8 protein-coding genes are annotated in these 15,435 nt (G+C 71.4%); 5 read left to right on the forward strand and 3 right to left on the reverse strand.

Going from position 1 to position 15,435, the window contains the following annotated elements; all coding sequences use genetic code 11:
* Positions 1-45 precede the first annotated feature (45 nt).
* The 4 genes from ACZ6S0_RS16500 (at position 46) to ACZ6S0_RS16515 (ending at position 10,863) form a co-directional block, all read left to right on the forward strand.
* The gene (locus tag ACZ6S0_RS16500) at positions 46-2,952 is read left to right on the forward strand and encodes a helix-turn-helix transcriptional regulator (RefSeq protein WP_465917730.1); all 2,907 of its coding nucleotides are present in this window, start codon (positions 46-48) and stop codon (positions 2,950-2,952) included.
* Positions 2,953-3,283: 331 nt separating this feature from the next.
* Positions 3,284-7,195, forward strand: a complete 3,912-nt coding sequence (locus ACZ6S0_RS16505; protein WP_465917731.1) for a S8 family peptidase — start codon at positions 3,284-3,286, stop codon at positions 7,193-7,195.
* A 324-nt stretch (positions 7,196-7,519) separates the two neighbouring features.
* Positions 7,520-8,401, forward strand: coding sequence for an NAD(P)-dependent oxidoreductase (locus ACZ6S0_RS16510; protein ID WP_465917732.1), 882 nt, complete (start codon positions 7,520-7,522; stop codon positions 8,399-8,401).
* 143 nt (positions 8,402-8,544) lie between these two features.
* Entirely contained in the window at positions 8,545-10,863 is a 2,319-nt protein-coding gene (locus ACZ6S0_RS16515) for an ATP-binding protein (protein ID WP_465917734.1), read from the forward strand.
* Positions 10,864-10,916: 53 nt separating this feature from the next.
* Here ACZ6S0_RS16515 and ACZ6S0_RS16520 read toward each other — a convergent pair whose 3' ends face one another.
* The 3 genes from ACZ6S0_RS16520 to ACZ6S0_RS16530 all read right to left on the reverse strand — a co-directional run bounded on the left by ACZ6S0_RS16520 (position 10,917) and on the right by ACZ6S0_RS16530 (position 14,391).
* Complete coding sequence (locus ACZ6S0_RS16520; protein ID WP_465917738.1) at positions 10,917-12,647, reverse strand: tachylectin-related carbohydrate-binding protein; 1,731 nt, start codon at positions 12,645-12,647, stop codon at positions 10,917-10,919.
* A 149-nt stretch (positions 12,648-12,796) separates the two neighbouring features.
* Complete coding sequence (locus ACZ6S0_RS16525) at positions 12,797-13,606, reverse strand: alpha/beta fold hydrolase (protein ID WP_465917742.1); 810 nt, start codon at positions 13,604-13,606, stop codon at positions 12,797-12,799.
* 77 nt (positions 13,607-13,683) lie between these two features.
* A complete protein-coding gene (locus ACZ6S0_RS16530; protein ID WP_465917745.1) occupies positions 13,684-14,391 on the reverse strand; it encodes an alpha/beta fold hydrolase in 708 nt (235 codons plus the stop codon).
* An 81-nt stretch (positions 14,392-14,472) separates the two neighbouring features.
* Here ACZ6S0_RS16530 and ACZ6S0_RS16535 point away from each other — a divergent pair, with 81 nt between their 5' ends.
* Positions 14,473-15,420, forward strand: coding sequence for a helix-turn-helix transcriptional regulator (locus ACZ6S0_RS16535; protein WP_465917748.1), 948 nt, complete (start codon positions 14,473-14,475; stop codon positions 15,418-15,420).
* Positions 15,421-15,435 lie beyond the last annotated feature (15 nt).

A 15,435-nucleotide genomic window follows, 5' to 3' on the forward strand; every position in this document is an offset into this window, starting at 1 on the left:
CGCTGCGCTGATGCTTGAAGGCCGGTCCGATCATGTCGAGGACTCATGGTCAACGAGCTGGATGCTGGAGCTACTGGTGCCGCCCCGCGGCTGCTGACGTCACCGGTTCTGGTGGGGAGGGAAGCCGAGCTCGACACCGTGGTGGCGGCGATGCTGGCGCCGCCGGTGGTGGTGGCGGTGGAGGGCGAGGCGGGGGTGGGCAAGACCCGCCTGGTGACCGAGCTGCTGGGCCGTCCCGACGTCGCGGAGTCGCGTCGGCTGGTGGGCCGGTGTCACCCGATCCGTGAGCTGTTCCCGCTGGGTCCGCTGGTCGAGGCGGTGCGCGGGCTGCGGGACGAGCTTGACGGCGCGCGGCTGGGTGCGGTGGCGGGGGCGTTGCGTCCGCTGCTGCCGGAGTTGGCCGACGTACTGCCGCCGATGCCGGAGCCGCTGGACGATCGCGACGCGGAGCGGCATCGGGTGTTTCGCGGCCTGGTCGAGGTGCTCGCCTGCCTTGGCCCGACGGTGCTGGTGGTGGAGGACCTGCACTGGGCCGACGAGCAGACCTGCGACTTCGTCGCCTACCTGGTGTCGCAGTTGCCGCCGCGGTTGGCCCTGGTGGTGACGCATCGGGTCGAGGAGCCGACGGTGCCCGCGGTTCGCGCGCTGACGGCCAGGGTCCCGGCCGGCGTCCGCCGCGAGCGGGTCCGCCTGGGGCTGCTGGACAGGGAGCGCACGGGCGACATGGTGGCGGCGATCCTGGACGGCCAGACGGTGTCGGCGGACTTCGCCGGCTATCTGTGGGAGCGGACCTCGGGGCTGCCGCTGGCCGTGGAGGAGGTGCTGGCGCTCATCCGTGCCCGCGGCATGCTGGTCCGCCACGGCGGGCGGTGGGAGCGCAAGGCGCTGGACACGCTGGAGGTGCCGACCGGGATCCGTGACCCCACCCTGGAACGGGTCGCCAGGCTGCCGAACGCGGCGCAGCGGCTGGTCCAGGCGGCCGCGGTGGTCCAGGTGCCGGTCGTGCCGGACGTGCTGGCGGATGGGGCGGCGGTCGACGAGCGCGCCACCGAGGACGCCCTCGGCTCGGGGCTGCTCGTCGAGCACGACGGCCTGATCGGGTTTCGGCACCAGTTGGCCGCCCAGGCCGTCTATGACGACATGTCGGGGCCGCGCCGCCGCGAACTCCATGGGCGGGTCGCTCATGCCCTGCGTGCGCTGGTCCCGGTTCCGCTCGGCCAGGTCGCCCATCACCTGAAGCAGGCCGGCCGGTTCGACGACTGGGCACACGCCGCGGAACTGGCCGCTGATCACGCCGTCGGACTGGCGAATGAGGTGGAGGCCGTTCGCCTGCTCGAGGACGTCCTGCGTACGGCGGCGCTCGAACCCGTACGGCGCGGCCGGCTCGCGGTGAAGCTGGGCCGCGCCGTCGAGGAGACCCTCAGGGCCGGCGACGTCGTCGATCTGCTGACCGCGGCGCTCGACGAGGAACTGCCCCGTCAGCTCCGCGGCGAGCTGCGGCTGTGGCTGGCGATCGCCCTGAACCAGTGCGGTGACGACCCGCCGCGCCAGCTCCGCCTGCTCGCCGGCGCGGTCGACGACCTGGTCGACCGCTCCGACCTGCGCGCCAGGGCCATGCTCGGGCTCGGCGTGATGTCCCCGCTGACGGTCCCGCTGGCCGAGGACCTGAAGTGGTTCGGCAGGGCCGTCCGGCTGGTCACCGAGTTCGACGATCCCCAGCTCGAGACCTTCGTGCTGGGGAAGGTCGGCATGTCCCTGGTCGTGTACGGAGATCCGGCCTGGCGCGGCCTGGCGGACCGGGTCATGGAGCGCGTCGGCGGGGCCGCTCGGCAGCGCCGGGAGGTGGCCGCCCTGTGGTCCATCGGCGCCTCCGCGTGCTGGGCAGGGCACCTGGACCTCGCGGAACGACTGCTCGGCAAGGGCCTCGACGCCCCGATGGCGCAGGAGAACAGGCGGCTCGAACTCGCGCTGCAGGCCAGCTCGGTGCTGCTGGCCTACTGCCGCGGGCAGTGGGAAGGGCTGGCGGCCGAGATCGCGACGCTGGTCGGCGAGCTGTCCGACTCCCTCACCTCGGAGGTCGGGGTGGACGTGCAGTTGGTGGCCGGTTGCCTGGCTCTGGCGCACGGCGAGGTCGACGACGCGCGGCGGCGGCTGTCCGAGGTGCTCGGCGCGGCGGAGAGGCCGGTCGATTTCCTGCTGCTGCCGATCGCGGTGGCGGCGTTCAGCCGGGTCGCCCTGTTCCGCGGCGACGTCGAGGAGGCCGTGGACCAGGTGAACCGGTGTCTGGAGGTGCTCGCGGCCAAGGGGGTCTGGGCTCCCGCCGGTCGTCTGCTCCCGTCCGCCGTGGAGGTGCTGGTGGCGGCCGGCGAACCTGGCCGGGCCGCCGACCTGGTCGACCGCGTGGAGCGGCAGGTTCGCGGTCTGGACGCGCCGCTGGCGCCGGCCGCCGTTCGTCATGCGCGCGGGGTTCTCACCTCTTCCGCCGACGAGTTCCTCGCGGCCGCGACGCTGTACGAGGCCGCGCGGGCCCCGTACGAGGCCGCCCAGGCGGCGGAGCGGGCCGCCCGCTGCCTGGCCGAGGCGGGCCGCGCCGCGGAGGCCGGTGACCCGTTGCGCGTCGCGGTGACGGTCTATGAGCGGCTGGGCGCGACCTGGGACCGGGGACGGGCGGCGAACCTGGCTCGCCGGTACGGCATCTCCCTGCCGTCCCGCCAGCGCGGCGGGCGGCGTCCGGCGTACGGAACCGAGCTGTCGCCACGTGAGCGAGACGTGGCGGAGCTGGCGAGCAGGGGCCGGACCAACAAGGAGATCGCGGCGGAGCTGTTCGTGTCGCCCAACACCGTTCGCAAGCAGCTCGCGGCGGCGATGTCCAAGCTCGGGGTGCACTCCCGCATGGCCCTCGCGGTTCGCCTCGCGGCCTCGAACCGCGCGAATGGTACAGACGGACCATAGGTCTGCGATCGTCCCGCTGTGCATGGTGTCGGCATGAGCACGACCGATCCAGCTACGCCACGGACCCCCACCGGGCCCGTGTCTCCTGATCCCTGCACGCAGGACGTGACCGGCCACGCCGGCGACGCTCCTGAATCCCGGCGAACCGACGACCCGGCCGTGCCATCGCCCGGCGACCCGTCCCCGGACACGCCGGGGACGGGTGAGACGCACGACGGTGACGGATGGGTGCCGGCGTGACCTCTGTCCGAGTGCTGTGAGTGGTGGAACGCGACGCCGGTCGTCGGGTGCCGCCGCGAAGTTCTCCGTGTTCTCGACTGAAGGAATTTTCATGCGATCGATGCGAATCGGCAGGCGGGGCGGGCTGTTGCTCGCCTGCGGCCTGTCAGGCGTTCTGGCGCTGTCCGTACTGGCACCGCCTGGGGTCTCCGCTCAGGTACAGGCCGGTCCGCCGCTCGGCGGCGCCGCGCAGCCGGGTCCTGACGGCCCCACGGCGGGTGACTCGCACCTGGTCACGCTGGTGACCGGTGACGTGGTGCGGGTGAGCGGGAAAGGGAAGGACAGCACGGCCCAGGTGGTGACCGATGTGGGGCCACAGGGCGATGTGCGGATCATCACCCAGGGCGACGAGCTGTTCGCCTTACCGGGGGTGGCGGCTCCGCTGCTCGCGGCGGGGCAGCTCGACGTGCGGTTGTTCAACCTGTCGCTGCTGGTCCGCGACGGGTACACCGATGACAAGATCAAGCAGTTGCCGTTGATCGTGGACTACGAGGTCCCCGACGGCGCCCAGCCTCCCACAGACCCGGTGGACGGTGCGCAGGTCAGGCGCCGGCTGCCGATCGCGGGCGCGGTCGCGATGGGCGTGGACAGGAAGCAGGGCACGAAGTTCTGGTCCGCGGTCACCGAACCGGTGAAGGGAGCCAGGTCCGGGGCCGCCGCGCCGTTGACGATGGCCCCCCAGATCAAGAAGGTCTGGCTGGACGGCAAGGTCAAGGCGTCCGACGACGTGTCCCGGGCGGCGATCGGCGCGGACAAGGCGTGGACGGCCGGGCTCGACGGTGCCGGGGTGCCGGTGGCGGTGCTGGACACCGGGGTCGACGCCGGCCACGCGGACCTCGCGGGCAAGGTGATCGAGGCACAGAACTTCGTACCGGCCGACCAGCCGGGCGGGGACAGCCCGACCGACCGGTACGGGCACGGCACGCACGTGGCATCGATCATCGCCGGGACGGGTGCCAGGTCCGACGGGAAGAACGCGGGCACCGCGCCGAAGGCGGGCCTGTTCAACGGCAAGGTGCTCAACGACGACGGCGGCGGGTACGACTCCTGGATCATCGCCGGCATGGAGTGGGCGGCCGGCAAGGCCAAGATCGTCAACATGAGCCTCGGCGGCTGCTGCACCGACGGCACGGACCCGATGTCCCAGGCCCTGAACGAGATCAGCCGGCGCACCGGCGCCCTGTTCGTCACCTCCGCCGGCAACACCGGGCCCGTCGTCCACGCGGTCGGCACCCCGGCGGTGGCCGACGAGGCGCTGGCGGTGGCGGCCAAGTCCCGCGACGGCGCCTCGTGGGCCGCCTACTCCTCGTGGGGCCCGCGCGCCGGAGACTTCGCGATCAAGCCCGAGATCTCCGCGCCCGGCACCGACATCCTGGCGGCCAGCGCGAACAACGACGACAACGTCATCTGCTCGACCGACCCGGTCTGCGACGGCAACGGCTACATGCGGATCAGTGGTACGTCGATGGCGGCGCCGCACGTGGCGGCGGCAGCGGCCATCGTACGGCAGCGGCACCCCGACTGGACCGCGCAGCAGATCCGCGACGCGTTGACCAGCACCGCCACCCCCAACGAGGAGTTCGCCTGGGTGCAGGGCGCCGGGCTGGTCGACGTCGGCCGCGCGGTGACCCAGAACCTGCACGCCACCGGGATACTCAACCTGGGGGTCGACCAGTTCCCGTCCGAGACCCAGACCGGCACGATCACCTACACCAACAGCGGCGACGCGCCGGTGACCCTGGACCTGACCAGCCAGTTCTGGCAGCCGAACACCGGCACGACGGTCGAGTACTTCAGAGGCCAGACCGACTGGACGCCGCCGGAGGGGGCGGTCGAGGTCGAGCCCGCCCAGGTGAGCGTGCCGGCCGGCGGCACCGCCACGGCGACGGTCAAGATCGACAACACCCGCACCCCGACCGGCACCTTCTACGGCAGGCTGACCGCCGACGGACCCGGTGGCGTCAAGGTGGCGACCACGCTGAGCTTCACCCACGACCCGGAACGCCACAAGCTGGTCGTGAACGCCACCGACATGGCGGGCAACGCCCCTGACCCGCTTCGCTCCCTCGCCATCGCCAAGGGCGGCGACGTCTCGAGCCTGTGGGTGCAGTACTTCGACGAGGGCGAGTGGTGGCGCGACAAGTGGGTCAACATGCAGAGCGGGGTCGTCGCCGACCTGCCCGCGGACACCTATCGCATCTCCGGCAGCGTCGGGCAGTTCCTCGACCGGATCGCGATATTCGCCGGTTGGACGGTGCGGCACGACCAGGACCGCGAGCTGCCCATCGACACCCGGCAGGCCAGAGAATTCCAGATCCGCACCGATCGTCCCTCGATCAACGAGGCGACCACGGTCACGTACGCCGACGGGGACGTCGAGTACTCGGAATTCGTCGGTCAAGGTTACGGGCTCTACCAGGCCCTCGGGCCGCAGCCGGCCGGGGTGACCGTCAAATACGCATCGATCCGTGTCCCCCAGCCCCTGGAGCTGCGCAGCGGCGACAGCCGGCAGCGAATCCCGGCGTTTCTTCCCCGGGACGAGCAGGCCGTCTACACGGACAACTGGACCTGCATCGGCTGCCGGAAGAAGCTCCCCACCGATGGGGACATCGTGCTGGTCGACGCCGGTGACGGCAGCCCGCGGTCGCCGGCCGGGGCGGATCTGCGCGGCAAGGTCGCGCTGATCAGGGAGAAGCCTCGCACGGACGGCGAGGACGACGCGCTCCTCGCCCTGATCGATGACGAGGTCCGGGCCGCGACCGAGGCGGGGGCGGTGGGAGTGGTCCTCGCGGTCGATGCCGGCTCGCCGGTCAGATACGCCGCCTGGGACCACAAGATCTGGGTGACCGTGGTCTCGACCGCGGACGGTGCGGCCCTGGCGAAGCTGGCCGCCAAGCGGCCGGCGAAGCTGAGGGCCGACTCGAACACTCCGGCGGCATATGACTACCAGGTCCAGTCCAGCCCGGCACAGGCGGTCGCCGATCCGGTCTACACGATCGCCCAGGACAGCCTGGCCACGGTGACGACCCGCTTCCATGCCGCCTACCCGGGAGAGCCGGGAGAAGACAACGTGCGGTTCGGCGTCGGGCCCCGGATCACGGCGGGAACGCTGCCGCTCGTCCGGACGGAGTACGTGATGCCCGGCGCGGAGAAGCTGACGGACAGCCACTGCTCCGTCACCCGCGAGCTGCCGGCTCCGGCGCAGTGCAGGTGGACCGCGGCCGGGTTCAGACCGGCGGTGGCCGCGGGCCAGCAGGTCACCCGTAACCTGATGAAGGCGCCGATGGTGCCGCAACGGACACTCGACCTGCCGTTCGCCACGCACGGCTGGGCCGGACTCTACTGGCGGCACGGCGTGGGCGACTACACCGACCCCGTTCTCGGCGCCGGCGAGGGCTCCGGCGGGCTGTGGTTCTGGGGCAAGAATGTCACCAACCGAACCCGGATCTACCGCGGTGACCGGCAGCTCTGCGACACGCCGAGCTTCCCCAAGGCTTTCGGGCCCGCCGAGTGCCACATCAAGGAGCCTGGCTCGTACCGCGTCGTGGTGGACACCACGCTGGACCCGTATCCGCTGTCGACCCGTACGAGCACGGAGTGGTCGCTGAACCACAACCCCGACCCGGACACCCGGATCCCGCTGGTCATGACCGAATACCGGCTGCCGGTGGATCTGAACAACGCCGTACCGGCCAGGCGGCACCAGGCGCCGATCCAGATCGGCTACCAGCGCGGCGGCCCGGCGGCGCCGGCGAAGTGGGCGGTCAAGGTGTGGGCGACCTTCGATGACGGGGCGACCTGGCAGCCCGTCTTCGACGGCAAGGCCGGGTCCAAGGGCCTGGTCGAACCAACGATCAATCCGCCGAGGAAGCACAACGGGTTCGTCGGGCTGCGGGTCAAGGCCGACGACGGTCAGGGCAACGGCATCGATCAGACCGTGATCCGCGCCTACTACCTCCGGTAACAGGGAACGACGACCGCCGGAACCCGGAGGGCGGTCGCGAGAACGTGGTCCCACCGGCCTTGCCAAGGCCGGTGGGACCACGGCTGTGGAGCGACTTCATGGGGAACACGGGGAACACGGGGAAGTCGGGGATTTCTCCCCTGACGCCGCGACGCCAGGTCGCCCAGACTGTTCGGCGAACGCGTGAGCCGACGTCGGCCGTGGCGCGTCCCCGCGAGGCGCTCGCGGGGAGATGCCGCGTCGGCCCGGTTCGTGTGTCCGAGAGGAAGCGAGATGGACAGGCATGCCATCTCTGTCGCTTGAAGCTAGGGGGAGGGCACTGTGATGGCCCACAACGATCGCTCACCGGTCACCGTCATCGGTCTCGGCCTGATGGGCTCGGCGCTGGCTCGGGTCCTGGTGAAGAACGGGCACCCGACCACCGTATGGAACCGCACCGCCGGGAAGGCCGACGAGCTGGTGTCCTTGGGGGCGACCCGAGCCGCGACCGTTCGCGACGCCGTCGCGGCGAGCCCGACGGTGATCGTTTGCGTGACGGACTACCCGGCCGCGTACGAGGTGCTGGAGTCAGTCGGTGATGCCCTCTCGGGGAGACATCTCGTACACCTGAGCACGGGCACTCCCGAACAGGCCCGCGAGGCGGCCACGTGGGCGGCCGAGCGCGGCGTCCACTATCTCGACGGGGCTGTGATGGCCACGCCGAGCGGTGTCGGGGGGTCTGAGGCCGTTCTCTTCTACAGTGGCTCAGAGGCGGTGTTCGCGGCCGAGCGGGAGATGCTGAACCTCCTGGGCGGCGCCACGTCCTACCTCGGAGCCGATCACGGTATGGCCTCGCTGTACGACTCGAGCCTGCTCGGCGTGGAATGGGGGGTCCTGAGCGGCTATTTCCACGCCTTCTCCCTGGTCGGCACCGAGGGGAGCAAGGCGTCGACGTTCCTCCCCGTCGCCATTCAGTTCCTCAGGTCCATCGAAGCGGTCTTCCACGAGGTCGCCAGGCAGGTCGACGAGGGCAGGTATCCGAGCGACGAAGAGACCCTCGAAATCCACCTGAACGCGATGAACCGCCTGATCGAGACCAGCCGTGCCCGTGGCATAGGTGTTGACGTGCCGGAGTTCTTCAAGTCCGTCATCACCCGTGCGGTCGCCCTCGGCCACGGCGCCGACGGCCTGCCGAGCGCGTTCGAGGCGGTCAAGCGACCGGCCTGACCCGGGCGGGAAGCACCGCACGACGGGAAGCCCGACCTGCACCGGATCCGCCGCCCGCGACCCCGAACTACAATCGCCGGATTGGACAAAGGGTCCCGGACAGGAGGACACGAGCTGGTGGCGGCATCTCACGGTCGAGTCGCGTGCTCCCCGCCGAACTGACCCCCTTCATCGGCCGCCGCAAGGAGGCCACCGAGGTCCGTCGCCTGCTCGAGTCGAGCAGGCTGCTGACCCTGACAGGTCCCGGCGGCATCGGCAAGACGCGGCTCGCGCTGCACACGGCGCGTAAACGGCACCGGGCGTTCCCCGGGGGCGTCTGGTACGTCGACCTCAGCGCGCTGACGGACCCGAGTCTCCTCCCGCAGACGGTGTCCGCGGCGATGGGCCTTCCCGACGTGTCCACCACGTCGCGGACGGGAACGGCACGGACAGAACCGGCGACCGGCCATCCTGCCGGACGGCAAGGGCTGCTGGTCCTGGACAACTGCGAGCATCTGGTCGACGGCTGCGCCCAGCTCGCCCGCACGCTGCTCCGGGCGTCCGAGGGTCTTCGGATCCTCGCGACCAGCCGTCAGCCGCTCGGCCTGGAGGGTGAGCAGATCTTCCAGGTCCCGCCGCTCACGGTGCCGCTGGAGCCCTCGGCAGGAGAGCCCGCCGAGGTCCTGGCGCGCTACGAGTCCGTCAGCCTGTTCGTCAGCCGGGCACAGGCGGTCTTCCCGGAGTTCCGGCTGGAGGCCGACACGTGCCCGGCGGTGGCACGTCTGTGCCGCGATCTCGAGGGGATCCCCCTCGCCATCGAACTGGCCGCGGTTCGGATGCGCTCACTGTCCGTGGAGCAGATCGCCGCCCGGCTTGACGATCGGTTCAAGCTGCTGACGATCGGGCACCGGGCCCACGACACCCGGCAGACCTCGCTCACGGCGATGGTCGAGTGGAGCTACGACCTGCTGGAGCCGCTCGACCGTACGCTGTGGGCGAGGCTGACCGTCTTCGCCGGCGGCTTCGACCTGGCGGCGGCGGAAGCGGTGTGCTGTGACGACGACCTGCCCGCGGAGGAGTTGCTGGATCGGCTGCACAGCCTCGTCGAAAAGTCGATCGTGATCCGGGATGACGACAGCACGGGTGTGCGTTACTGCATGCTCGACACCTTGCGGCAGTTCGGCCGCGCCCGCCTGGACGAGTCGGGCGAGCTGGAAATGACCAGAGCCCGGCACCGCGACTGGTGCGGCGCGCTCGCCTCACGGGCGACCACCGGATGGGCGGAGTCGGAACAGCGTCACTGGAGCCGGCGGCTCAGGTCCGAGCGGCACAACCTCCGGGCCGCGATCGAGTACTGCCTGACGACTCCGGACGAGGCCGTCGGCGGCCTGCATCTCGCCGCGGACCTCTGGCCCTTCTGGCTGGCGCACGCGGTGGGCGAGGGCAGACGCCACGTGGAGCGCCTGCTGGCCGCCCTGCCGAGGGGCGCCGAGGCGGACGCGGCCAGGGTCCGGGGGCTGTGGCTGGCCGGTTGGCTGGGGTTCTACCAGGGTGACGTCGAAGCCGCCCGCCGCCATGGCCAGGAGAGCCGTGCCCTGGCCGAGCGGCTCGGCGACGACCGCAGCCGGGCGTACGCGACCTATGTCCTGGGGCTGAGCGCGGCCTGCGACCACGACTACCCGGGGGCCAGGAGCCTCTTGAGCGCGGCGCGTGATCATCACGAGGTGACGGGCGACCTGCCGGGACATTGGCTCGCCACCGCGGACCTGGCGAGCGTGCTGGGCGCGCTGGGCGAGATCGACGCGGGCGTGGAACTCTGCGGTTCGGTGATCGAGCAGTGCGCCCGCCGGGGCGCCCGCTGGAATCAGTCGTATCTCCTGTGGGTCCTCGCCGACCTCAGGCGCCGGCAAGGCGATCTCGACGAGGCCACGCGCCTGCTCAAGGAGATCCTCGACATCAATCGCGACTTCGAGGACCCGACCGTCATCGGTGCGTGCCTGGAGTCGCTGTCCTGGGTGGCGACCCGGCGAACGGAGGCGGCGTCGGTGGCCTGGCTCCTCGGCGCGGCGCATGCGACCTGGGGCAAAGCGGGGATCTCTCTCCTGCGGTACGCCACGTGGGGAGAGGAACACGCGAACGCCCGTGAGTACGCGCGTGAATCGCTGGGCGAGGCGGCGTTCGAGGAGGCGTACCAGCGGGGCGCGCGGATGACGCCCACGGCCACGATCGACCGCGTTCTCGCGAAACCGGCGAAGGCGTCGCCCCGCGAACCGCGCGTCACGGCGGACGTCGAGCAGCTCACACCGCGAGAGCTCGAGATCGCCGAGCTGATCACCGAGGGGCTGACGAACAAGAAGATCGCCCAACGACTGATCATCGCCCAGCGCACGGCCGAGGGCCACGTCGAGCGGATTCTGCGCAAGCTCGGATGCACCTCCAGGGCGCAGGTGGCGGCCTGGTGGACGTCGCGCACCGCGTCATAGGGCGCGAGCCGGTGGACAGGCCGCCGCCCGCGCCCTGTCACAAGGGCTTCGGGTCAGGCGCGTTTGGCCTTGCGCCACGAGCGGTCGTAGAGCGTGGCGCTGTCGAGGGTCGAGGAGCCGCCCTCGTCGCCCAGCGTCGGCCCGTCGACCGTCTTACGGCTGGAGACGAACCGGTGCTTGCCGGTGGAGTCGATTCCCAGATAGATGCCGACGTGGTCGATGGCCGGGCCGTCGTCCGTGCTGGCGTCCCAGAACAGCAGGTCGCCCGTCTGGAGATCAGCGTAGGACGTGGGTTTGGCCGTTCCGCCGTCGATCACGGTGATCCCCGGGGCGTTGTCGTCGGCCATCTGCACGGCTCGGCGGGGAATCGCGGACTTGCTCAGCGTGTCGCCGATGCCCAGGGGGTAGCCGCCGCGGTAGCCCAGGACCATTCTCACGAAACCGGAACAGTCCAGCGATTCCTTCTGCCGGGCTTCTGGGGGGTCGACCCTGTCGTCGTAGGTCCATGAGAGACCCAGGTAGTCGTTGAAGTCCGAGCCCTCTTCCCGCGTGCCGTCCGGGAGCAGGGGACCGTAGTGGGCGTCGCCCGCGTAGCGCAGGCCGTCGCGGACCTGGGCGGGGGCGTCCGCGAGATACTGCGTGGCGATCTCCAGCAGATCCTCGTCGGTCCTGGCGATGTTGGCCGCCGGCCACGCGGCCGCCCAGGGCGCGGAGGGTGTCCATGGGCCGGGTAGCAGGCGGACCCAGGCTCGGGTCGAGACGGTCGCCTCGGTCGTCGGCTCGGCGAACTTGCGCTGCTGGCCGTAGGTGACGGCGGTTCTGGCGCCTTCCGTCAGGACGGCGCCGACCCGGCCCTGGCTGTAGTAGAGGTTCTGGCCGGACTTGCCGGGGGTGTAACCGGTGAAGGACTGCCCCTGCGCGCAGGCGGTGGCGTCGGCGAACAGGGTGGTGAAGGAGGCGAATCCTTCGTTCAGGGGGCGGCGGTCGTGCCAGACCGGCGCTCCTGCCAGGGGGTCGGCATGGTGGTTCCACCACATCCGGCCGGACGCGTCGAGCGCGTAGACGACTCCCGCTCCGGCGCCGGACGGGCTGCGGTAGTCGTTCCAGCCCTCGCCGGTCACCAGCCCCGTGCCCAGGCCGAAGGTGGTGCCGCCGGCGACCGGATCGGCGTGGTCGTACCAGCGGACCTGTCCCTTGGTGTTCACGCCGTACAGGGTGCCGTCGCGGCCGGTCATCAGGGTGGTGATCGCCGTCCAGCCCGAACGGATGACCTTGCCGCTCCCCGCCGCCCACCGGGCCTCGCCGGTCGTCGGTGCGAGATGGCGGTACCAGTGCAGGTCTCCGGCCTGGTCGAGGGCGTAGATGACCCCGGAGCCGGCCGACACGACGGCCACGAAGTCGCCCCAGCCGTTGCCGATGACCGTGCGCTCGCCGGGAGCCCAGCCGCGCTCGCCGGTCGCCGGATCCAGGTGGCGGTACCACTTCAGGTTTCCGTCGGCGTCGACCGCGTAGATCACGCCGTTGCCGCCGGAGAACACCTTGGCCAGCGTGTTCCAGCCGTAGCCGATCTCCTTGCCGCTGTCGGCGACCCAGGAGCCTCCGCCGGAGGCGCCGGCGCGGTGGCCGTACCAGCGCAGTTTTCCCGCACCGTCGATCCCGTACACCGGCACGACCGCCGAGCAGGTCAGGACGGACGCGGCCACGGCCGGTCGCGGATCGGCCAGGGACAGCAGGGAGGCTCCGACGATGCCTGCGGTCAGGACGGCCAGAGGGGTACGGAGCATGTCCAGAACCTTTCGATCGCACGCCGAGACGGACTTCACACGCCTCGAAGCCGCCAGACTGATCGCGGGAAATAGTCTCACGAATGTGGCCAAGCCGGGCCACCGCCGACCAGTGTTCATGCGTTGGCCTGCTCGGTCTCGGACAGCCGTCACTCCGGGCGCGGGGCGATCGTGCCGAGGAACTCGCGGACGAGTCGCAGCCAGGTCGCGCGGTCGGACTCCGCCAGAATGTGCGCGGCGCCGGGGAGTTCGACGAGCTTGGCCTCGCGGATGCCGGCGGCCAGGCGGTAGGAGCTGTCGGGAAGGACCAGCCGGTCACCGGTCGGGGCCACGACGAGGGTGGGCACGGCCACGTGCGCGAGGTCTTCGCGCACGTCCACCCGCGACACCAGGTCGAAGTGGTCCACCGTTCCCGGCGGCATCCCCTCCTGGGCCTGCGCCACCATGGCGTCCAGGTCGGCCGGGGAGATCTCCGCCAGGCGCGCCGGTGACAGGCACGACACGCAGGCCAGGCGGGCCAGGGCGGCCCACTCACCGGCACGGGCCAGCGTCTTGATGAGCTGGGCGGCCAACGCCAGGACCGGGTCGGCGACGGGGAACCCCGCGGTGAGCACGAGTGCCGTGACCCGCTGGGGGTGCCGCCTGGCGGCCCGGACCGCCACGGCGCTGCCCAGCGACTCGCCCAGGACCGCGAACGAGTCGTGTCCCCGCGTGACGGCGGACGCCACCAACTGGTCGGCCAGCTCGTCGAGGTGCAGCGGTTCCGTGGCGACCGGGGTGGCGCCGGAGCCCGGGTAGTGCGGGCCGATGACGGTGTGGTCACGGGAGAGGTCGTCGAGGACCAGGCCGAAGTTGCCGTGGATGCTGCCGGCGGCGCCGTGGGCGAGCAGGAGCGCGGGGCCGTGGCCTCGTACCAGAACGTCGAGGCGAGGCCGAGGAAGCGCGTGTTCGTTCGTCATGCCGCCGACGCTAAACTCCGACATCGATGTCAGAGTCAAGCCCGGCCGGCGCCGTGCCGGACACGAGCTGGCGGCCGTCAGAGCAGGGCGGCCAGCTCCGCCGGTCGTGAGAACATCGGCCAGTGGCCGGTCGGCAGCTCCACAAAGGTCCATTCGGGTGTGCCGAGCGGGGCGAACGCCGGGTTCCCCGAAGCGATCAGCTCGCGGATCAGCGCCACCGGCATGGTCGAGGCGACCATGGTCTTCGGCGTCGCCGGGATCTCCTCCGGCCGCTGAACCGACTGGGTGGCCGCGCCCCACGGCTGCGGCGTCGCCTTCGCGAGGATCCGCGCCCAATCCTCCTCGGTCAGTCCCGCGAACCGCCCCTCCCCCTGCTCGAAGGAGGGCGCGTCGAGCGCGTAGCCGTCCCCGACCTGGGCGCGCCAGTCCTTCTGGGTGTCCTCGTCATTGAAGTCGATCACCGCCACCCCGGACGGCAGTGGCGCGGTGTCGACGTAGACGACCCGGCTGAGCCGCTCGGGATGCCGGTCGGCGACCGCGGTCACCGGGACGTTCGCCCCGCTGTGCCCGACCAGCACGACCTCCTCCCAGCCGTCCATCGCCGCGAGGATGTCGGCGACATGGGTCTCCACGCCGACCTTCGGCGACAGCTCCCCGGCCCGCTCCGCCAGCCCCGTCAGGGTGACCGCCCGCACCCGGTGTCCGGCGGCGCGTAGGTCCCGCGCCACCTGGTCCCAGGCCCAGGCGCCGAGCCAGAAGCCGGGAACCAGCACGTAGTTCGCCATCTCATCGTCCTTCCAGTGAGCCGATGTCGCTACGCTAATGCCGATAGCGGACAGAATCCGCCCGGATTAAGTGGGTGACCTGTGTCATATCCGGCGACCCGGATGCTGGCGATGCTCGAACTGCTCCAGGCGCACCACGGGCTGGGCGGCCGCGACCTGGCGCGGCGACTCGCTGTGGACGAGCGGACCGTACGGCGCTACGCCGCCCGGCTCGCCGAGCTGGGCATCCCGGTCGCCGCCGAACGCGGCCGCTACGGCGGCTACCGGTTGACGCCCGGCTACAAGCTGCCACCGCTGATGCTCACCGACGACGAGGCCACCGCCGTGGTCCTCGGCCTGCTCGCCGGACGCCGCCTGGGCCTCGCCGCCGAGGCCACCGAGGCCGCCCTGGCCAAGATCCGGCGGGTGCTGCCGAGCACGCTGCGCGAACAGGTCGGCGCACTGGAGGAGACCCTCGACTTCACCCTCGCCGAACGTGCGGCGCCCACGCCCGCGAGCCGGGCCGTGCTGACCCTGGCCGCCGCGATCCGCGACCGCCGCCGGGTCACACTGCGCCACCGCTCCTGGAAGGACGCCCAGACCGAACGCGAGCTGGACGGCCACGGCCTGGTCTTCCACTCCGGCCGCTGGTACGTGACCGGCCATGACCACCGGTCAGGCGAGATCCGCACCTTCCGCGTCGACCGGATCTCCGCTGTCGTCCCTGGGACGGCCTCCTATGAGATCCCCGAGGAGGCCGACCCGGTGCGGCAGGTCACCGCGTCGCTGGCCCAGGTGCCGTACGCGCACGTCGTCGAGGTCGTCCTGCACGTTCCCCTCGCCGAGGCGTCCCGCCGCATCCCGCCGTCGGTGGCCACACTCACCGAGACACCGGACGGGGTCCTCCTGCGTACGCGCGCCGAGTCCCTGGACGGCATGGCCGCCATGCTCGCCGGGCTCGGCTTCCGGTTCACGATCTCGTCGCCGCGGGAACTGCGCGCCGCCGTCCGACGCCTGGCCGAGCGCCTGCTGGAACAGACGTCGGACTGAGCACCCCGCGACCGG

It is taken from the genome of Nonomuraea sp. NPDC051298 (genome assembly GCF_055586305.1).